The organism is Pseudomonas yamanorum (assembly GCF_900105735.1).
GTDB lineage: Bacteria > Pseudomonadota > Gammaproteobacteria > Pseudomonadales > Pseudomonadaceae > Aquipseudomonas > Aquipseudomonas yamanorum.
The window spans coordinates 3,858,250-3,875,963 of sequence record NZ_LT629793.1; the positions used below are offsets into that span (position 1 = coordinate 3,858,250).

Here is a 17,714-nt window from a genome sequence, read left to right on the forward strand (position 1 = left end):
GCCAAGAGCGCCAACCCGTATTCTGCAGAACCTCACCCCAACTCGAGGATTTCCCATGAGCATCGTTCGTAGCGACAAGCCTTTCGTCCTGGCCGGTCGTACCTTCCAGTCGCGTCTGCTGGTCGGCACCGGCAAGTACCGCGACATGGAAGAAACCCGCCTGGCCATCGAAGCCTCGGGTGCCGAGATCGTTACCTTCGCCGTGCGCCGTACCAACCTCGGCCAGATCGAGGGCGAGCCGAACCTGCTCGAAGTGCTGTCGCCGGATCGCTACACCTTCTTGCCAAACACTGCTGGTTGCTACGACGCCATCGAAGCCGTGCGCACCTGCCGCCTGGCCCGTGAGTTGCTCGACGGCCACAACCTGGTGAAGCTGGAAGTGCTGGCCGACCAGAAAACCCTGTTCCCCAACGTGATCGAAACCCTCAAGGCCGCCGAAACCCTGGTCAAGGAAGGCTTCGACGTGATGGTTTACACCAGCGATGACCCGATCATTGCCCGCCAACTGGCCGAAATCGGCTGCATCGCGGTAATGCCGCTGGCCGGTCTGATCGGTTCCGGTTTGGGTATCTGCAATCCGTACAACCTGCAGATCATCCTCGAAGAAGCCAAGATCCCGGTACTGGTGGATGCGGGCGTGGGCACTGCCTCCGACGCTACCATCGCCATGGAACTGGGTTGCGATGCGGTGCTGATGAACTCGGCCATCGCCCATGCCCAGCAGCCGATCATGATGGCCGAAGCCATGCAACACGCAATCGTCGCCGGCCGCCTGGCGTACCTCGCCGGGCGCATGCCGAAAAAACTTTACGCCAGCGCCTCCTCGCCGCTGGATGGTCTGATCAAGTAAGAGCCATTGATGACTGAATCAAACGAAACGCCGAACACCCTGGAAGAAGGCGACGAGTCCAAGCACCGCCGCATCAAGAGTTTTGTGATGCGCGCCGGTCGCATGACCGAAGGCCAGCAAAAAGGCCTGGAGCAGGGCACGCCGCTGTTCGTCCTGCCGCTGGTGGACGCACCGGTGGATTACGACCAGGTGTTCGGCCGCTCGGCGCCACGTTCCCTGGAAATCGGCTTCGGCATGGGCCATTCCCTGCTGGAAATGGCTGCGGCTTCGCCGGAGCAGGATTTTATCGGGGTTGAAGTACACCGTCCGGGTGTTGGCGCGCTGCTTAACGGCGTGTTGACTCAGGGCCTGACCAACCTGCGGGTCTACGACTGCGACGCGATCGAAGTGCTCAACCGCTGCATCGCCGACAACAGCCTCGACCGCCTGATGCTGTTCTTCCCCGACCCATGGCACAAGAGCCGTCACCACAAGCGCCGCATCGTCCAGGCTTCCTTCGCGGAACTGGTGCGCAGCAAGCTGAAAGTGGGCGGCATCCTGCACATGGCCACCGACTGGGAGCCGTATGCCGAATACATGCTGGAAGTGATGAACGTCGCCCCTGGCTACCGCAACCTGGCGGAAGACGGCAAATGCGTCCCGCGCCCGGCCGAGCGGCCGATCACCAAGTTCGAACGTCGCGGCGAGCGACTCGGGCATGGGGTTTGGGATTTGAAGTTCGAGAAGCTGGCGTAATTAGCTCGAAAGCTGAAATGCAATCAACTGTGGGAGCTGGCTTGCCTGCGATAGCATCACCTCGGTATCACTGATACACCGAGGTTTCTGCATCGCAGGCAAGCCAGCTCCCACATTTTGTTTTGTGTGGGGCTTGAGTCAGCGGCGATCCGCCACCACCCCAATCAACACCAGCACCACCAACAACACCGGTGCCAGGCTGTAGTTGTTGAACTGGCTCAACCCGCGAACAATCCACGGTGTGGCATAGATCAGTGCCGCGCCGCTGCCGATCATGCACACCAGCGCCATCAGCGGTACGCGCAGCGCGCCCGCGATGCTGCCCAGTCGTGCTTCGACCCAGCCCTTGATGTCGGCGCCAAACAGCACCAGCAGGCAGCCTACTAACGCCAGGGAGATTTCCGACAGGTTGCTACGGCTCCAGCGGGATACGGTGGCGAGCAGGTCGAGTACCAGATCCATTCGATTTCCTTAAGAGCAATCAGCTCAAAAACTTCTGCAGCAGGTCATTGAGAAAGAGTTGCCCGCGGTCGGTGGCCGCCAGGCGTGACGGTTCGACCTGCATTAAGCCACTTTGTTCTGCTTCGCGACGGGCCTCATCGAGACTCGCCAGCTCAAGGCCGGTGCGCTCGGCATAAAGCCTGGCTTCGACGCCGTCGGTGAGGCGCAGGGCGTTCATCAGGAACTCGAACGGTAACTCTTCGTTGGTCAGTTCTTTCGCACCGGCCTGGTAGTTTTTCGCCGGGTTGAGGTAGTCCTTCGGCGCCCGGGTTTTCCAGGTGCGCACGATGCGCCCATCCAGATGGCTGAGCTTGCCGTGGGCACCGGCGCCGATGCCGATAAAATCGCCAAAGCTCCAGTAGTTCAGGTTGTGCCGCGCCGGCCGACCCGGTTGGGCGTAGGCCGAGACTTCGTACTGGGCGTAACCGTGTTCGGCGAGCAACGCCTGGCCGGCTTCCTGAATGTCCCACAGGGTGTCGTCTTCCGGCAGCACGGGCGGCTGGTTCCAGAACACGGTGTTGGGTTCCAGGGTCAGTTGATACCAGGACAGGTGCGTGGGCTTGAGGGCAATGGCCTGGCGCAGGTCGCTCAGGGCGTCGTCCAGGGACTGATCGGGCAAGCCGTGCATCAGGTCCAGGTTGAAGTTGTCGAACCCGGCCTGGCGCGCCATCCCGGCGGCACGCACGGCTTCGTCACCGTTGTGGATACGGCCCAGGGCTTCGAGTTTTTCCTGCTGGAAACTCTGGATACCAATCGACAGCCGATTGATCCCCAGCTTGCGGTACGCCACGAACTTCTCTTGCTCGAAGGTGCCAGGGTTGGCTTCCAGGGTGATCTCGATGTCGCTGGCAAACGGGACGCGCGCTTCCACGCCCTTGAGCAACCGGCCCAGCGCAGTGGCGCTGAACAGGCTCGGGGTGCCGCCGCCGAAAAAGATCGAACTCAGCTCACGGCCATACACCGCGTGCAGGTCCTGATCGAGGTCGGCCAGCAATGCGTCGACGTACTCTTCTTCCGGCAGCACTTTACTCGCGGTGTGGGAGTTGAAGTCGCAATAGGGGCATTTGCGCACGCACCACGGGATGTGGATGTACAGCGCCAGGGGCGGCAGGTGAGGCAGGGCCGCCCGAGGTGTTTGCGCGCCACCGAGAATCAGTGGCTGCGCGGAGGTGTTCTGGGTCATTTCAGGCCCAGACGCTGGCGCAGCAAATCCATTGCGCGGGCGCGGTGGCTGATCTGGTTCTTGTCGGCCGGGCTCAGTTCGGCACTGGAGACATTGCGCTCCGGCACCCAGAACAGCGGGTCGTAGCCAAAGCCGTGCTCGCCGCTGGCCGCGTGCAGGATGCGACCGTGCCACAGGCCTTCACAGAGGATCGGCAGTGGATCATCGGCGTGACGCACCAGGGCCAGTACGCAGACGAACTGTGCGCCGCGCTTCGCGTCGGGCACGTCCTTGAGGGCGTCGAGCAGTTTGGCGTTGTTGGCCGCATCGCCTTTGCCGTCGGCGTAACGCGCCGAGTAGATGCCTGGGGCACCACCGAGGAAATCCACGGCCAAGCCCGAATCATCGGCCAGTGCCGGCAGGCCGGAAATGCGCGCAGCATTACGGGCCTTGAGGATGGCGTTCTCGACGAACGAAAGGCCGGTCTCTTCCGGCTCTACCTGGCTGAACTCGCCAATCGAGCGCAATTGCACCGAGTCGCCGAGCATGGCCTGGAGTTCTTTGAGCTTGCCGGCGTTATGGCTGGCCAGTACGAGTTGTGTGAGGTTCATCATTCGGCCGGAAACAGTTCCTGGTTGAAACTGAAACCGTGGGCTTTGCCACCGGTTTCAACGTTGATGGTGAAAATCTTGGTTTCCTGCTGCGGCACCGGGTACTGGGCGACGTAAAGCGTAGAACCTTTCTGGGTGATTTTCTTGAACGTCAGCATCTCGCTCTTGCCGCTCAGGTCTTTGATCGTGCCGGTGACGGTGGCGTCTATCGATTCGACGCCCTTGTTCACGAACACATTGATCATGCCCAGCTCTTTGCTGCGTACGATCCCGGCTTCCTGGGCCATTTCCGGTGTCAGGAAACTGGTGGTCAGGGTGTTGTAGTGCACCGTGATATCGCCGAATTCTTTCTGGCGATTACCATCGATAACATCCGCCGCCATAGCGCTGACGCTCAGGCACGCGGTGAGTAAAAAAGTAGCCAAACGACTCATGTTCGTCCTCCTTGAAAATGGTTAGACGGCAATCTGGTGGTCCGTCAGGCCCGGGCTGCTGACCCGGTAGATCCCGATCTCACCCAGCAGGTTGGGCCATAGCTTACTCGCCCAGCCGTGACGGTGCTGTTGATCGACGGCAAGGCGGTTGATGACTTTGGCTTCGCGCTCGCTGCACAGCGCTTCGAAGTCTTCGAAGGTGCAGAAGTGGATGTTGGGCGTGTTGTACCAGGTGTAGGGCAGGAAATCCGATACCGGCATGCGGCCCTTGGTGGCCAGGTACCAGCGGCAGCGCCAGTGGCCGAAATTGGGGAAAGTAATGATGCACTGGCGGCCGACCCGCAACATTTCGTCGAGGATCCGGTCCGGGTAGTGCACGGCTTGCAGGGCCTGGGTCATGACCACGATGTCGAAGCTGTTGCTGGCAAAGTTGCCGAGGCCCTTGTCCAGGTCCTGCTCGATCACGTTAATGCCCTTGGCCACGCACTGGGCGATGTTGTCCGGGTCGTTTTCCAGGCCATAGCCGGTGACTTGCTTGTTGTCGCGCAGCCAGCTCAGCAGTTCGCCATCGCCGCAACCCAGGTCGAGCACGCGGCTGCCGGCGGGGATCCAGTCTTGGATGATTTCCAGGTCGGCTCTCATGGCGTTCTCACAGTGCGATTCGGTTCATGTAGTTGCTGAAGGCCTGCAGGTAGCGCGGGATCGGGATCAGGAAGGCGTCGTGGCCTTGCGGTGCGTCGATCTCCAGGTAGCAGACGTCTTTCTTCGCGGCCATCAGCGCATCCACCAGTTCTCGCGAGCGGGCCGGGGAGAAGCGCCAGTCGGTGGTGAACGACATCACGCAGAACTTGGCGGTGGCCGCCTCGAAGGTGCGCGCCAGGTCGTCGTCGAAGTTCGCCGCCGGGTCGAAGTAGTCCAGGGCCTTGGTCATCAGCAGGTAGGTGTTGGCGTCGAAACGCCCGGAAAACTCCTCACCCTGATAACGCAGGTAGCTCTCGACCTGGAACTCGACGCTGTGGAAGTCGTAGTTGAGCTTCTCGCTCTTGAGGCCACGGCCGAATTTCTCGCCCATGGAATCATCCGACAGGTAGGTGATGTGCCCGACCATGCGCGCGAGCATCAGCCCGCGCTTGGGGATCACCCCCGCTTCCTGGAACGAACCGCCGTGGAACTCCGGGTCGGTGAGGATTGCCTGGCGCGCCACTTCGTTGAAGGCGATGTTCTGGGCCGACAGCTTGGGGGCCGAGGCGATGGCCAGGCAGTGGCGTACGCGGTCCGGGTAGGTGATGGTCCATTGCAGGGCCTGCATGCCGCCCAGGCTGCCGCCGATCACGGCGGCCCATTGGGCGATGCCCAGTACGTCGGCCAGGCGCGCCTGGCTGTGCACCCAGTCTTCCACGGTCAGTACCGGGAAATCGGCGCCAAACGGCTTGCCGGTTTCCGGGTTGAGGCTGCTGGGGCCAGTGGAACCGTTGCAGCCGCCGAGGTTGTTCAGGCTGACCACGAAGAACTTGTTGGTGTCGATCGGTTTGCCGGGGCCGATGCAGCTGTCCCACCAGCCGGGCTTGCGCTCGTCCATGCTGTGGAACCCAGCAGCGTGGTGATGGCCGGACAGGGCGTGGCAGATCAGCACGGCATTGCTGCCCGTGGTGTTCAGTTGGCCGTAGGTTTCATAGATCAGGTCGTAGGCGGGCAGCGAACGGCCGCAGGCCAGGGCCAGCGGTTCGCTGAAGTGCGCCACTTGGGGCACGACCAGTCCAACAGAATCGGGGGGGAAGGCAGCTGGCATCGACCCTGCTCTCGTTTAAATGAGGCGTAAGTCTAAAGACCGCTGCACCCAGCGGCAAGCAAAGGCCTGCTGCTGGTGTTTTTAAGGCTTTTTGTGGCGAGGGAGCTTGCTCCCGCTGGAGCGCGAAGCGGTCCCAAGCCGGCCATCGCGATTCTGCACGTGCAACGCGGTCGGCCTTTTTGGGGCTGCTGCGCAGCCCAGCGGGAGCAAGCTCCCTCGCCACATTGTCGTCAGATCAGACCGAACAGTTCTTTGGGCATGAATGCATAGAAAGCCAGACGCGGAATCACCCAGCTTTGCAGCAGCTGAATGGCGATAAACGCGAAGATCGGCGAGATATCCAGGCCACCCAGGTTCGGTATCAGGCGACGGAACGGTGCCAGCACCGGTTCAGTGATCTGCCCCACCAACTCTGCGCCAGGGCTGCGGCTGCCCGGGGCGACCCACGACAGGATCACGCTGATGATCATTGACCAGAAAATGATCTTCAAAAACAGCGAGAAAATCCCGATCAATGCCCACGGCAGCAACAGCAGCGTGGTGGCCTGGTAGCCGTTGAGCAGCAGGATGACCGCGAACAGCAGGATCTGCAGCAGCAGCGCCAGCACCAGCGAGGACATGTCCAGGCCGAACATGCTCGGGATTACCCGGCGCAGTGGCTTGAGCAGCGGTTGCGTGGCCTTCACCACGAACTGGCACAGCGGGTTGTAGAAGTTCGCCCGCACCAGTTGCAGGATAAAACGCATCAGCACGATCAGCAGGTACAGGCTGCCCAGGGTCTGGATGATGAAAATGGCAGCGTCATTGATTCCGAGCATGTTTAATTCCTATGTGGGGGACGACTATTTGCCCAGCTGCTCGGCCATTTCGGCCGAACGATGTGCTGCGGCACCCAGTGCTTTTTCCACCAGGGCTTCAAAGCCCCCGGCCTGGAACGATTCGATTGCCGCTTGGGTTGTACCGCCCGGCGAGGTCACGCGACGGCGCAGCTCGGAGGCGTCGACATCACTGGTCACGGCCATCTGCGCGGCGCCCAGTGCGGTTTGCTCGGCCAATTGCTCGGCGACTTCCTGTGGCAGGCCGAGTTTCACGCCAGCAGCGGTCATGGCCTCGATCAGCAGAAAGAAATACGCCGGGCCGCTGCCGGACACGGCGGTGACAGCGTCCAGTTGCTGCTCGTGTTCCAGCCACACGGCGATACCCACGGCGGATAGCAGCTCCTGTGCCTGATCACGCTGTTGGGCAGTGACTTCGGACGTGGCGTACAAGCCGCTCACGCCCTTGCGCAGCAGCGCCGGGGTGTTGGGCATGCAACGCACAATCGGCTGGGCGCCGAGCCAGTGGGTCATGCTGGCGCAGGTGATGCCGGCGGCGATGGACACCACCAGTTGATGGGGCTTGAGGCTTGGGCGCAGGCTTTCGCACACGGCTTTCATGGCTTGTGGCTTAACCGCCAGCACCACCACGTCCACGCCTTCAATCGCTTCTGCGTTGTCGGCGAAGGTGTCGATGCCGTGCTCGGCGCTGACGCGGGCGCGAGTATCGGCGCCCGGGTCGCTGGCGCGAATCTGTTGTGCTTCCAGGCCCTTGGCCCGCAGGCCGCCGATCAGGCTGGCCGCCATGTTGCCGGCGCCGATAAAGGCAATACGCGTGTTGCTCATGACAGGTCCTTATTCAAATGGAAGTCAGCCATTTCACGGCTGGCCGTAGTCGCGGGCACCAAACAGGGCAGTACCGATCCGCACCCAGGTGGCCCCTTGGGCGATGGCCGACTCAAGGTCATGGCTCATGCCCATGGAAAGTGTATCGAGCCCCAGGTTCAGGCTCGCTTGCAGGTCGCGTACGGTGGCGAAGGCTGCGTCCTGCTCTGCACGGTCGCCGGTTGGCTCGGGGATCGCCATCAAGCCACGCAGCTTCAGGCGCGGCAGGGCGCTGATGGCTTCGGCCAGGGCGGGCAGGTCGGCGGGTGTACAGCCGGACTTGCTGGCTTCGCCACTGACGTTGACCTGGATGCAGATGTTCAGCGGTGGCAGGTCAGCCGGGCGTTGCTCGGACAGGCGTTGTGCGATTTTCAGGCGGTCCACGGAATGCACCCAAGCGAAGTTCTCGGCGATCGCACGAGTCTTGTTCGATTGAATGGGGCCGATGAAGTGCCAACTCAAGGGCAGGTCGGTTAATTCGGCCTGTTTGCCCAGGGCTTCCTGCAGATAGTTCTCGCCAAAATCACGCAGCCCGGCGGCATAGGCTTCGCGCACGGCTTGTGCGGGTTTGGTCTTGCTCACGGCCAACAGGTGCACGCTGTCTGCGTCGCGTTGCGAGGCTTGGGCCGCGGCTCGGATCCGCTCGGAAACCAGGCTTATGTTGTCTGCTATGGTCGACATTCAAGTTGCGCCCGTGGATATGGAGTCCGCGGCATTCTACTGGAAATGGAAAGCCCTATGGATATCACTGAACTGCTGGCTGCCGGCGTACGCCGGCGGGCCTCGGACCTGCATTTGTCGGCCGGGTTGGCGCCAATGTTGCGAGTTGATGGCGAAGTCTGGCCTCTGGACTGGCCGGTGCTTGAACCTACGCAAATCGCGGAGTTACTCAGCCCCTTGCTGAACAATCATCAGCAAAAGGATTTCGAAACATCTCTTGAAACGGATTTTGCCTTCGAGTTACCCGAGGTGGCGCGGTTTCGGGTGAATGTGTTCCAGCAGCACCGGGGCATGGGCGCCGTGTTTCGTACCATTCCCTCAACGGTGCAGAGTTTGGAAAGCCTCGGGTTGGGCGAGGTGTTCCGGCGCATCGCGGACCTGCCTCGGGGGCTGGTACTGGTCACCGGGCCGACCGGTTCTGGCAAGTCCACCACCCTGGCGGCGATGATCGATTACCTCAACACCCATCGTCGCCAGCACATCCTCACCCTCGAAGACCCGATCGAGTTCATCCATCAACCGAAAAACGCCCTGGTCAACCAGCGGCAAGTGCATCGCGACACCCATAGCTTCTCGGCCGCCCTGCGTTCGGCATTGCGGGAGGACCCGGATGTGATCCTGGTGGGCGAATTGCGGGATCTGGAAACCATTCGGCTCGCGTTGACGGCGGCGGAAACCGGGCACCTGGTGTTCGGCACGTTACACACCACGTCGGCGGCTAAAAGCGTGGATCGGGTGGTGGATGTGTTTCCGGCAGGGGAAAAGGCCATGGTCCGCTCGATGCTCTCGGAGTCATTGCAGGCGGTGGTGTCTCAGGTGCTGGTGAAGAAAGTCGGCGGCGGGCGGGTGGCGGTGCATGAAATCATGCTGGGTACACCGGCGATCCGTAACCTGATCCGCGAGGACAAGGTGGCGCAGATGTATTCGGCGATCCAGACCGGTGGGGCGCTGGGGATGACGACGCTTGACATGAGCTTGAAGGCGTTGGTCAGCCAGGGGCTGATCAGCCGGGAACATGCGCGGGAGAAGGCGAGGGTGCCTGGGGATATTTGAGGTCGCGTGGGCGATGAAAAACTAATGTGGGAGCGGGCTTGCTCGCGAATGCGGTGTATCAGTCAAGCATGTATCGACTGACACTCCGCATTCGCGAGCAAGCCCGCTCCCACACAAGCCCGCTCCCAAGTCGGCCGGGTATCAGCGCTGCACAATCCGCAGATTGTTCTGCTCTTTAGGCAGGACACGCTTGGCAATCACGTAGTTCTTGTCCCAGAACGGCTTCTTCAGCGTATCGATGCTCACGGACTTGCCACGACGCGGTGCGTGGATGAAACGGTCGTTGCCCAGGTAAATGGCAACGTGGTTGACCTGGCGGCTCTTCAGTTTGAAGAACAGCAGGTCACCCGGTTTCAAGTCCTTGCGCTCAACTTTCAGCCCGTGGCCGGCGGCCATGGCGTTTGAAGTGCGCGGCAAATCCACGGCTTTTACGTCGTTAAACGCATATTTCACCAAACCACTGCAGTCGAACCCTTTACTTGGGCTGCTGCCGCCCCAACGATAAGGGGTACCGAGCACGTTGACGGCGCGGCTGAGGACGTTGCTGCTTTGCTTGGTGTTGACGGCCATCAGCCCTGGTGCTGTTTTACCATGGGCCTTGCTCAGTTGAGTCGGGCGTTTCACGGTCAGCTTCACCGATTTGGCGGAGCTGGTGGTAGCGTGAACTTTAGGGGTGAAACCGTTAACGTTGGGAAGTCGTTGCTCACGATTGGTGGCGTGGGCGGCCAGTGGCATTAATAGGCAGATGGTTAGCCATGTCTTGAAAAATGGTCGCATTAGGCGTGGCTCTTTTTGGTTTGCGCGCAACTTTATAACAGTTTTTTGTGTCGTTCTAAGGCCGTTTGTCGACTGAACCCTGGGGTCAAATTCAGGAAAAACGCGACGAATTGCCGCTATTGTCCTACTCAGGTCAGGTGGCATAAGGCTTTGCGGGAAGGAAGATACCATTTGCCGTGCGTCGGGCGCCCGTAAAAAAGTCACAAAGAAAATGAAAAAATTTATCTATCGAGGCAAAAGAGGTACTCCATGAACACCTATCGACAGGATGTTTCGCAACAAGACACCCACAGCAAGGTGATCGGTTACCTGCTCTGGATTTTCGGTTTTACCGGTGCTCACCGCTTTTATTACGGCAAGCCGGTGACCGGGACGATCTGGTTTTTCACCTTCGGTTTGTTCGGGATTGGCTGGCTGATCGACTTGTTCCTGATTCCGGCAATGGACCGGGAAGCGGACCTGCGATTTACGGCCGGGCCGATTGAATACAACGTGGCCTGGATCCTGTTGGCGTTCCTGGGCGTGTTCGGGTTGCACCGCATGTATCAGGGCAAATGGATCAGCGGGATCATTTACTTGCTGACTGGGGGCTTGTTCCTGATCGGCGTGTTGTATGACTTCTGGACGTTGAATACGCAGATTTCGATCCGCAATGCCGAGCGCAACGGCGGTCGTTAAGCCTCACACAAATCCCATGTGGGCACGGCCAATGTGGGAGCCGGGCTTGCCCGCGATAGCATCGCCTCGGTGCATCAGATACACCGAGGTGCCCGCATCGCAGGCAAGCCAGCTCCCACACTGACTGTGCCCACTCTGGATCGGTTTTCAGGCCTGGTAGCTGATCCGCCCATCCACCAAGGTGTACCGCACGGTCGCCGGCAGGCTATGGCCGATGAACGGGCAGTTCTCACCCTTGGACAGCCAGTGCTCCCCGGCAATCGTGGAGCTGGCCGGATCAAACAGCACCAGGTCCGCCGCCGAACCCACTGCCAACTTGCCCGCCGGCAGGCGCAGGGCCTGGGCAGGGCCTGCACTGAGGCGCGCCAGCAGCGTCGGCAGGTCCAGCAAGCCATCCTCCACCAATGTCATTGCCAGCGGCAGCAACAGCTCGACGCTGCTGATACCCGGTTCCGTCGCGCCGAACGGCGCCAGCTTGGCGTCACGCTCGTGGGGTTGGTGATGGCTGGAAATCGCCGAAACCACCCCGGACTTCACCGCCGCCCGCAAACCGTCACGGTCAGCGCGAGTACGCAGGGGTGGCTGCACGTGATACAGGCTGGAGAAGTCGATCAGCGCCTCGTCCGTCAAAATCAGCTGATACAACGCCACATCCGCCGTCACCGGCAAACCGCGGGCTTGGGCCTGAGCGATCAGGGCCACGCCCCGAGCGCTGGTCAACTGGCTGAAGTGCGCACGCACGCCGCTTTGCTCCACCAGCAGCAGGTCCCGGGCCAGGGCCACGGTCTCGGCGGTTTCCGGGATGCCCGGCAGGCCGAGGAAGCTGGCGGTGGCGCCTTCGTGGGCCAGGCCGCCTTCGGCCAGGTCGCGGTCCTGGGAGTGGAAAATCACCGTCAGGTCGAAGGTCGCTGCATATTCCAGGGCGCGGCACAGGGTGCGGGTGCTGCGAAAGCTCTCCAGACCATTGCCAAAGGCTACACAGCCGGCATCGCGCAAGGCGATCAGCTCGGCCAGCTGTTCGCCGTCCAGGCCTTTGCTCAGGGCGCCGATGGGGAACACTTTGCAGTTACCGGCTTCGCGGGCGCGGTCGAGGATCAGCTCGGTCACGGCCGAGGTGTCCAGCACCGGCTTGGTGTGGGGCGGGCAGCACAGGCTGGTGACGCCACCGGCGGCGGCGGCACGGGTTTCGCTGGTGATGTTGCCCTTGCGGCTGTAACCCGGCTCGCGCAGGGCGACGTTCAGGTCCACCAGGCCGGGCGCGGCGATCAGGCCTTTGGCGTCGATGGTTTCACTGGCGCTGAAGCCTGCGGGCGCGGTGCCGATGGCAATGATCTTGCCGGCTTCCAGGTGCAGATCGGTGACTTGATCCATGCCGCTGGCCGGATCGATGACTCGGGCGCCGAGAATGCTGAGCTTCACTGGGCGTTCTCCTGCTCGAATTGACGTTGTGCGGTTTGCCCGCTCATGGCCATGGACAACACGGCCATGCGGACGGCGATGCCGTAGGTCACCTGGTTAAGAATCACCGACTGCGCGCCGTCGGCCACTGCCGACTCAATCTCCACCCCTCGGTTGATCGGCCCCGGGTGCATCACGATGGCATCCGGCTTGGCGCCGGCCAGGCGCGCGGTGGTCAGGCCGAACAGGCGATAGAACTCGCCTTCGCTCGGCAACAGGCCTCCCGCCATGCGCTCGCGCTGCAGGCGCAGCATGATCACCACGTCCACATCCTTGAGGCCTTCGGTCATGTCGGTGTAGACCTTCACGCCGTACTGCTCGATGCCGATCGGCAGCAGGGTTTTGGGGGCGATCACGCGGATGTCCGGGCAACCCAGGGCTTTCAGGGCCAGCATGTTCGAGCGCGCTACCCGCGAGTGCAGGATGTCGCCGACGATGGCCACCGAGAGGTTTTCAAAGCTGCCCTTGTGCCGGCGGATGGTCAGCATGTCGAGCATGCCTTGGGTCGGGTGGGCGTGACGGCCGTCGCCGCCGTTGATGATCGCCACGTTCGGGCACACGTGCTCGGCGATGAAGTGCGCAGCACCGGAGTCGCCGTGGCGCACCACGAACATGTCGGCGGCCATGGCTTCCAGGTTGCGCAGGGTGTCGAGCAGGGTTTCGCCCTTGCTCGCCGACGAGGTGGACACGTTCAGGGTGATCACGTCGGCCGACAGGCGCTGGGCCGCCAGCTCAAAGGTGGTGCGGGTGCGGGTCGAGTTCTCGAAGAACACGTTGCAGATGGTCTTGCCGCGTAACAGCGGGACTTTTTTCACCGCCCGACCGCCGACTTCGAGGAACGAGTCGGCCGTGTCGAGGATTTCGGTGAGCAGTTCGCGGGGCAAGCCGTCGAGGGACAGGAAGTGTTGCAGCTGGCCCTGAGCATTGAGCTGCAGCGGGCGCTTGGCATCTAGAGGCGTCATCGCGGGGACTCTTTACAAGGCGGTTTAAAGGGCAAGGTCTTGCAGTTCGAGTTCGAGCGGCGTGGGACCGGACAATTTTACCCGCTGGTGGGCTTCCAGGGACAGGGTGGCACCGACCACGTCCGGGCTGATCGGCAATTCACCGGCATCCAGGTCCAGCAGGCAGACCAGCGTCACGCTGGCCGGGCGGCCGTAGTCGAACAGCTCGTTCATGGCGGCGCGGATGGTGCGACCGCTCATCAGGACGTCATCGATCAGCACCAGGTGCTGGCCTTCGATCTCGAACGGCAAGGCCGAAGGACGCACTTGCGGGTGCAGGCCGTTCTGGCTGAAGTCGTCGCGGTAGAAGGACACGTCCAGGGTGCCGAGGGGCGAGTCGCTGCCCAGTTCTTCCAAGAGCGCCTGGGCCACCCACACGCCACCGGTACGAATGCCGATAAAACGCGGCTCGCTGATGGCGCGGTGTTCCAGGTGCGCCTTGAGGCGGATCGCCATCTGGCTGATCAGGTCGGCGGGATTGGGCAGGCTCATGGTGGCTCCTTCAAGGCCTTGCGCGGCGGGGGTTGCCTGCAAGGTCCGGGCTCAAACGTAAGAAGACGCGGCAAGCCGCGTCAGTCAGGATTCAAATAAAGCGGTGTTTTCATCCAGCCAGCCCTGCAACAGCAAGGCCGCGGCGATGGCATCCACCGGGTTGTCGCGGTAGCTGCCTTTCTGCCCGCCACGATCGCGGCGCTCGCCCTTGGCTTCGAACGTGGTCAGGCGTTCGTCGTGGGTATAGAAGGGCAGGTTGTAGCGGCCATTCAGGCGTCGGGCGAATTTTTCGGCTCGCAGGCACATCTCGCTCGGGGTGCCGTCCATGTTCAAGGGCAGGCCGACCACGACGGCATCGGGCTTCCACTCCTTGATCAGGGCTTCGACCTGGTTCCAGTCCGGCACGCCGTTCTGGGCTTTCAAGGTGCACAGCTCGCGGGCCTGGCCGGTAATGACCTGGCCGACGGCAACGCCGATCTGTTTGGTGCCGTAGTCAAAACCGAGGATCAGACGCAAGGCCATCAGGCGTGCCCCGCCTGGCTGGTCAGCAGGCTGAGGTTGATCCGCAGCTTGGCGGCCGCCGCTTCCAGGCGCAGTTCGCTGGGGGTGTTGAACAGGATGTCGGCATCAAACGGGCAGGTCAGCCAGGCATTGCTCGCCAGCTCGGCCTCCAGTTGCCCGGCTTCCCAACCGGCGTAGCCCAGGGTGATCACGCTTTGATCAGGCCCGATGCCATCGGCGATGGCGAACAACACATCCTGGGAAGTGGAAAGCGACAGCCCTTCAAGGTCCACGGTCGCCTGGAATTTCGGCCCGGTGGGGTGCAGCACAAAACCCCGGTCAGTCTGCACTGGCCCGCCGATGTAGATCGGTACGTGCTGGCAGCTGGCGGGTGGGTCGATGTCCGGGCGCAATTGCTCAAGGATATCGGCCAGGTTCAGGTCTTGCGGGCGGTTGACCACCAACCCCATCGCACCATTGGCGGTGTGCTCGACGATGTAGGTCAAGGTCTGCGCAAAGTTCGGGTCGGCCATATGGGGCATGGCGATCAGGAATTGGTGCTTGAGGTAGGTCGGGCTGACATTTTTCATGTCCGCTAGTGTGGCGTTGGAGGGGCGAACTGACAAGCTGAGGATGCGCAGGAAATCACCGTCAGCGTCAATTGCTCGACAGCCGATCACCTTTGGCAAAGCGCCAGGTGCGAATGATTTCCAGACGGTCGATGTCGTTCAAGTCCCCGGTAAACGGCGCAAAAGGCGCCGCCAGGCGCACGATGCGTTGCGCCGCCTGGTCCAGCAGCGGTTGGCCGGAGGACTCCAGCACCTGCACTTCGTACAAGGTGCCGTCGCGGTTGATCGACACCAGCAGTCGCAAATTGCCGTAGATCTGCTGGCGGCGGGCTTCGTCCGGGTAGTTCAGGTTGCCGATGCGCTCGACCTTCTTGCGCCACTCGTCCTTATACCAGGCGCCTTTGTCGCGCATGGTGGAGGCAGCATTCAGGCGGTAGATCCGCGGGCGCTTGGCGTACAGCTGTTGTTCGTGGGCCAGTTCGGCTTCCAGGCTGGAAATTTCACTGGAGAGTTGCGAGCTATCAAACGTCGGGGCCGGCGGGGCAGGCGTGGGTTCGGTCTTGGCCTTTTCCCGTTGAGTGGGCGCTTTTTGCGGTTTGGGCGCGACGGTAGTGACAGCGGCCTTGGGTGCAGCCTGTTTCACCTCCGACTTGGGCGCTGGCGGTGGCGTGACCTTATTGACCTTGTTGTCCTGGAACGGCGCCACTTCGGTGGTCTTGGGCACGGCCTTCTTGTCGAGGGTGCCGCTGCCTTGCTGGTTGTCCTGGGCGAGAAAATCAGCCTTCTCGGGCTTCTTTTCGCTTTTGAAGGTGGCGAGGGTGATTTCCAGGGTCTTGGTGATCTGCTTGGGTTCGGCAAAGGTGAAGCCCAGGCCGAGGATCAACGCCAGGTGAATCAACGCCGCGAGAAACAGGGTAAATCCGAGCCGATCAGCCGGGCGCACGCCGCTGTGGGAGAGTTCGGGGGGCAGATCGGGCGGGAGCGTCATGACAAGAAAACCAACATCGCGCGTTTCACAGGTGGCGCATGATAACGCAATGTTGGTTTGTGTCCGGCTGTTCTATGTCACTTGGCTTGTAGCTTGGAGGCAATGGCCGCCATCAGCATTTCGCCGATGTTCGTGCCAAATGCATTGTCGATCTCGCGAATACAGGTCGGACTGGTGACGTTGATTTCGGTGAGGTTCTCGCCAATTACGTCCAGTCCTACAAACAGTAGGCCCTTTTCGCGCAGGGTTGGGCCGACTTGGGCGGCAATCCAGCGATCCTTGTCCGTCAGCGGGCGGGCTTCACCCCGGCCGCCGGCTGCCAGGTTGCCACGGGTCTCGCCGGCCGCTGGAATGCGCGCCAGGCAATAAGGCACCGGCTCGCCATCGATCATCAGGATGCGCTTGTCGCCGTCCTTGATTGCCGGAATATAGGCCTGGCCCATGATCTGCTGGGTGCCCAGCGCGGTCAGGGTTTCCAGGATCACCGACAGGTTCGGGTCGCCCGCACGATGGCGGAAGATCGACGTGCCGCCCATGCCGTCCAGCGGCTTGAGGATCACATCACCGTGCTTGGCGGCGAATTCACGCAGCACATCGGCGCGGCGGCTGACCACGGTGGGCGGTGTGCACTGTGGGAACAAGGTGGCGAACAGCTTTTCATTGCAGTCGCGCAGGCTCTGGGGCTTGTTGACGATCAGCACGCCCGCGCGCTCGGCCTGCTCCAGCAGGTAGGTGGAGTAGACGAACTCCATGTCGAACGGCGGATCCTTGCGCATCAGGATCACGTCGAGGTCGCTCAGGGGGCTGTCGATTTCGTCTTGCAGTTCGAACCACTTCTCAGGGTTGGCAAACACCTGCAGCGGGCGCATCCGCGCCCGCGCTTCACCGTCGCCCTGGTAAAGGTCCGGCTGCTCCATATAGAACAGGCTCCAGCCGCGGGCTTGGGCGGCCAGCAGCATGGCCAGCGAGCTGTCCTTTTTATAGGAAATGCTGGCGATAGGGTCCATGACAATGCCGACGCGAACGCTCATGGGGGATTTCCTCTAGCAAATAAGGGCGCATAAAAGTGGCGTCAGAGTGGCGCTGCGGCTGTTGTGGGTCAAGGAAAAACCACCGCGCGGGTCGGCCGATAGATTGCGTTCTGAGACTGTGCTAAAAAGGCTGCCATGGCACATCAGCCCTTGAATTCCGAGGCTTTTGACGCTCGTCCTGTGCAACATCAGGCAGTACACACCGAAAACCTATTCGCTGTGGCGATGGTAGAGCAGATATGGAACAGCATTCCAACGCCTTGAAAGTGATGGTGATCGACGATTCGAAAACGATTCGCCGCACGGCCGAAACACTGTTGAAGAACGTAGGGTGTGACGTCATCACGGCCATCGACGGTTTCGATGCCCTGGCCAAGATTGTTGACCATCACCCGCACATTATCTTTGTCGACATCATGATGCCGCGCCTGGATGGCTATCAGACCTGCGCGTTGGTGAAGAACAACCCGGCGTTCAAGTCGATCCCGGTGATCATGTTGTCTTCCAAGGATGGTCTGTTCGACAAGGCCAAGGGGCGCATCGTCGGTTCTGATCAGTTTTTGACCAAACCTTTCAGCAAGGAAGAACTGCTGAGCGCGATCAAGGCCTATGTGCCGGGCTTCGCCGCAGTAGAACAAGCACACTGACGAGGGCCCCACGAGGG

At 61.5% G+C, this 17,714-nt stretch carries 22 protein-coding genes; 5 read left to right on the plus strand and 17 right to left on the minus strand.

The genetic code is table 11. The features are described 5' to 3' along the window. Positions 1-55: 55 nt before the first annotated feature. Both BLU46_RS18120 and trmB read left to right on the plus strand, forming a co-directional pair. Positions 56-850 carry a thiazole synthase gene (locus BLU46_RS18120; RefSeq protein ID WP_093204048.1) on the plus strand — a complete coding sequence of 265 codons (795 nt, stop codon included), beginning with the start codon at positions 56-58 and terminating at the stop codon, positions 848-850. 9 nt (positions 851-859) lie between these two features. Continuing rightward, the gene (trmB, locus tag BLU46_RS18125; RefSeq protein ID WP_063026504.1) at positions 860-1,585 is read left to right on the plus strand and encodes a tRNA (guanosine(46)-N7)-methyltransferase TrmB; all 726 of its coding nucleotides are present in this window, start codon (positions 860-862) and stop codon (positions 1,583-1,585) included. Between the two features lie 138 nt (positions 1,586-1,723). Here trmB and BLU46_RS18130 read toward each other — a convergent pair whose 3' ends face one another. From BLU46_RS18130 to BLU46_RS18170, 9 genes are all read right to left on the minus strand, one after another. Beyond that, on the minus strand, positions 1,724-2,047 hold the full coding sequence (locus BLU46_RS18130; RefSeq protein ID WP_003213776.1) for a DUF3392 domain-containing protein: 324 nt from the start codon (positions 2,045-2,047) through the stop codon (positions 1,724-1,726). Between the two features lie 19 nt (positions 2,048-2,066). Further along, the gene (hemW, locus tag BLU46_RS18135) at positions 2,067-3,269 is read right to left on the minus strand and encodes a radical SAM family heme chaperone HemW (RefSeq protein ID WP_093204052.1); all 1,203 of its coding nucleotides are present in this window, start codon (positions 3,267-3,269) and stop codon (positions 2,067-2,069) included. Further along, a complete protein-coding gene (gene rdgB / locus BLU46_RS18140) occupies positions 3,266-3,862 on the minus strand; it encodes an RdgB/HAM1 family non-canonical purine NTP pyrophosphatase (protein WP_093204057.1) in 597 nt (198 codons plus the stop codon). The genes hemW and rdgB overlap by 4 nt, the downstream gene beginning before the upstream one ends. Further along, positions 3,859-4,293: a DUF4426 domain-containing protein gene (locus tag BLU46_RS18145; protein WP_017476526.1), complete on the minus strand. Its 435-nt coding sequence runs from the start codon at positions 4,291-4,293 to the stop codon at positions 3,859-3,861. The genes rdgB and BLU46_RS18145 overlap by 4 nt, the downstream gene beginning before the upstream one ends. Positions 4,294-4,314: 21 nt before the next feature. Continuing rightward, entirely contained in the window at positions 4,315-4,935 is a 621-nt protein-coding gene (metW, locus tag BLU46_RS18150; protein WP_076012994.1) for a methionine biosynthesis protein MetW, read from the minus strand. Positions 4,936-4,942: 7 nt separating this feature from the next. Continuing rightward, positions 4,943-6,082 carry a homoserine O-succinyltransferase MetX gene (metX, locus tag BLU46_RS18155; RefSeq protein ID WP_093204061.1) on the minus strand — a complete coding sequence of 380 codons (1,140 nt, stop codon included), beginning with the start codon at positions 6,080-6,082 and terminating at the stop codon, positions 4,943-4,945. A gap of 230 nt (positions 6,083-6,312) precedes the next feature. Further along, positions 6,313-6,900: a YggT family protein gene (locus BLU46_RS18160; RefSeq protein WP_017476523.1), complete on the minus strand. Its 588-nt coding sequence runs from the start codon at positions 6,898-6,900 to the stop codon at positions 6,313-6,315. 24 nt (positions 6,901-6,924) lie between these two features. After that, the gene (gene proC / locus BLU46_RS18165; protein WP_093204066.1) at positions 6,925-7,743 is read right to left on the minus strand and encodes a pyrroline-5-carboxylate reductase; all 819 of its coding nucleotides are present in this window, start codon (positions 7,741-7,743) and stop codon (positions 6,925-6,927) included. A 33-nt stretch (positions 7,744-7,776) separates the two neighbouring features. Continuing rightward, positions 7,777-8,463, minus strand: a complete 687-nt coding sequence (locus tag BLU46_RS18170; protein ID WP_093204071.1) for a YggS family pyridoxal phosphate-dependent enzyme — start codon at positions 8,461-8,463, stop codon at positions 7,777-7,779. A 57-nt stretch (positions 8,464-8,520) separates the two neighbouring features. Between BLU46_RS18170 and BLU46_RS18175 the strand changes: the two genes are divergently transcribed. Continuing rightward, positions 8,521-9,555 carry a type IV pilus twitching motility protein PilT gene (locus tag BLU46_RS18175; RefSeq protein ID WP_063026516.1) on the plus strand — a complete coding sequence of 345 codons (1,035 nt, stop codon included), beginning with the start codon at positions 8,521-8,523 and terminating at the stop codon, positions 9,553-9,555. A 141-nt stretch (positions 9,556-9,696) separates the two neighbouring features. Here BLU46_RS18175 and BLU46_RS18180 read toward each other — a convergent pair whose 3' ends face one another. Beyond that, complete coding sequence (locus BLU46_RS18180) at positions 9,697-10,332, minus strand: C40 family peptidase (protein ID WP_032868331.1); 636 nt, start codon at positions 10,330-10,332, stop codon at positions 9,697-9,699. 249 nt (positions 10,333-10,581) lie between these two features. Here BLU46_RS18180 and BLU46_RS18185 point away from each other — a divergent pair, with 249 nt between their 5' ends. Next, positions 10,582-11,010: an NINE protein gene (locus BLU46_RS18185; RefSeq protein WP_003213752.1), complete on the plus strand. Its 429-nt coding sequence runs from the start codon at positions 10,582-10,584 to the stop codon at positions 11,008-11,010. Positions 11,011-11,157: 147 nt separating this feature from the next. Here BLU46_RS18185 and BLU46_RS18190 read toward each other — a convergent pair whose 3' ends face one another. From BLU46_RS18190 to gshB, 7 genes are all read right to left on the minus strand, one after another. Then, positions 11,158-12,429: a dihydroorotase gene (locus tag BLU46_RS18190; RefSeq protein ID WP_093204076.1), complete on the minus strand. Its 1,272-nt coding sequence runs from the start codon at positions 12,427-12,429 to the stop codon at positions 11,158-11,160. Then, positions 12,426-13,430: an aspartate carbamoyltransferase catalytic subunit gene (locus BLU46_RS18195; RefSeq protein ID WP_093204081.1), complete on the minus strand. Its 1,005-nt coding sequence runs from the start codon at positions 13,428-13,430 to the stop codon at positions 12,426-12,428. The genes BLU46_RS18190 and BLU46_RS18195 overlap by 4 nt, the downstream gene beginning before the upstream one ends. 24 nt (positions 13,431-13,454) lie before the next feature. Continuing rightward, a complete protein-coding gene (gene pyrR, locus BLU46_RS18200) occupies positions 13,455-13,961 on the minus strand; it encodes a bifunctional pyr operon transcriptional regulator/uracil phosphoribosyltransferase PyrR (protein ID WP_003213746.1) in 507 nt (168 codons plus the stop codon). Positions 13,962-14,045: 84 nt separating this feature from the next. After that, entirely contained in the window at positions 14,046-14,483 is a 438-nt protein-coding gene (ruvX, locus tag BLU46_RS18205; protein ID WP_003213744.1) for a Holliday junction resolvase RuvX, read from the minus strand. Beyond that, on the minus strand, positions 14,483-15,052 hold the full coding sequence (locus BLU46_RS18210) for a YqgE/AlgH family protein (protein WP_010167675.1): 570 nt from the start codon (positions 15,050-15,052) through the stop codon (positions 14,483-14,485). Before BLU46_RS18210 ends, ruvX begins: the two co-directional genes overlap by 1 nt. A 67-nt stretch (positions 15,053-15,119) precedes the next feature. Then, positions 15,120-16,019, minus strand: a complete 900-nt coding sequence (locus BLU46_RS18215; RefSeq protein WP_093204085.1) for an energy transducer TonB — start codon at positions 16,017-16,019, stop codon at positions 15,120-15,122. A gap of 77 nt (positions 16,020-16,096) precedes the next feature. Next, the gene (gene gshB / locus BLU46_RS18220; protein WP_010167673.1) at positions 16,097-17,050 is read right to left on the minus strand and encodes a glutathione synthase; all 954 of its coding nucleotides are present in this window, start codon (positions 17,048-17,050) and stop codon (positions 16,097-16,099) included. Between the two features lie 239 nt (positions 17,051-17,289). On the opposite strand from gshB, the gene pilG reads away from it, so the two are divergent. Next, positions 17,290-17,697 carry a twitching motility response regulator PilG gene (gene pilG, locus BLU46_RS18225; protein ID WP_003213736.1) on the plus strand — a complete coding sequence of 136 codons (408 nt, stop codon included), beginning with the start codon at positions 17,290-17,292 and terminating at the stop codon, positions 17,695-17,697. Positions 17,698-17,714 lie beyond the last annotated feature (17 nt).

Coding starts and splice junctions, on each gene's coding strand:
- BLU46_RS18120 (WP_093204048.1), top strand. CDS start 56: ATGAGCATCGTTCGTAGCGACAAGCCTTTCGTCCTGGCCGGTCGTACC.
- trmB (WP_063026504.1), top strand. CDS start 860: ATGACTGAATCAAACGAAACGCCGAACACCCTGGAAGAAGGCGACGAG.
- BLU46_RS18130 (WP_003213776.1), bottom strand. CDS start 2,047: ATGGATCTGGTACTCGACCTGCTCGCCACCGTATCCCGCTGGAGCCGT.
- hemW (WP_093204052.1), bottom strand. CDS start 3,269: ATGACCCAGAACACCTCCGCGCAGCCACTGATTCTCGGTGGCGCGCAA.
- rdgB (WP_093204057.1), bottom strand. CDS start 3,862: ATGATGAACCTCACACAACTCGTACTGGCCAGCCATAACGCCGGCAAG.
- BLU46_RS18145 (WP_017476526.1), bottom strand. CDS start 4,293: ATGAGTCGTTTGGCTACTTTTTTACTCACCGCGTGCCTGAGCGTCAGC.
- metW (WP_076012994.1), bottom strand. CDS start 4,935: ATGAGAGCCGACCTGGAAATCATCCAAGACTGGATCCCCGCCGGCAGC.
- metX (WP_093204061.1), bottom strand. CDS start 6,082: ATGCCAGCTGCCTTCCCCCCCGATTCTGTTGGACTGGTCGTGCCCCAA.
- BLU46_RS18160 (WP_017476523.1), bottom strand. CDS start 6,900: ATGCTCGGAATCAATGACGCTGCCATTTTCATCATCCAGACCCTGGGC.
- proC (WP_093204066.1), bottom strand. CDS start 7,743: ATGAGCAACACGCGTATTGCCTTTATCGGCGCCGGCAACATGGCGGCC.
- BLU46_RS18170 (WP_093204071.1), bottom strand. CDS start 8,463: ATGTCGACCATAGCAGACAACATAAGCCTGGTTTCCGAGCGGATCCGA.
- BLU46_RS18175 (WP_063026516.1), top strand. CDS start 8,521: ATGGATATCACTGAACTGCTGGCTGCCGGCGTACGCCGGCGGGCCTCG.
- BLU46_RS18180 (WP_032868331.1), bottom strand. CDS start 10,332: ATGCGACCATTTTTCAAGACATGGCTAACCATCTGCCTATTAATGCCA.
- BLU46_RS18185 (WP_003213752.1), top strand. CDS start 10,582: ATGAACACCTATCGACAGGATGTTTCGCAACAAGACACCCACAGCAAG.
- BLU46_RS18195 (WP_093204081.1), bottom strand. CDS start 13,430: ATGACGCCTCTAGATGCCAAGCGCCCGCTGCAGCTCAATGCTCAGGGC.
- pyrR (WP_003213746.1), bottom strand. CDS start 13,961: ATGAGCCTGCCCAATCCCGCCGACCTGATCAGCCAGATGGCGATCCGC.
- ruvX (WP_003213744.1), bottom strand. CDS start 14,483: ATGGCCTTGCGTCTGATCCTCGGTTTTGACTACGGCACCAAACAGATC.
- BLU46_RS18210 (WP_010167675.1), bottom strand. CDS start 15,052: ATGAAAAATGTCAGCCCGACCTACCTCAAGCACCAATTCCTGATCGCC.
- BLU46_RS18215 (WP_093204085.1), bottom strand. CDS start 16,019: ATGACGCTCCCGCCCGATCTGCCCCCCGAACTCTCCCACAGCGGCGTG.
- gshB (WP_010167673.1), bottom strand. CDS start 17,050: ATGAGCGTTCGCGTCGGCATTGTCATGGACCCTATCGCCAGCATTTCC.
- pilG (WP_003213736.1), top strand. CDS start 17,290: ATGGAACAGCATTCCAACGCCTTGAAAGTGATGGTGATCGACGATTCG.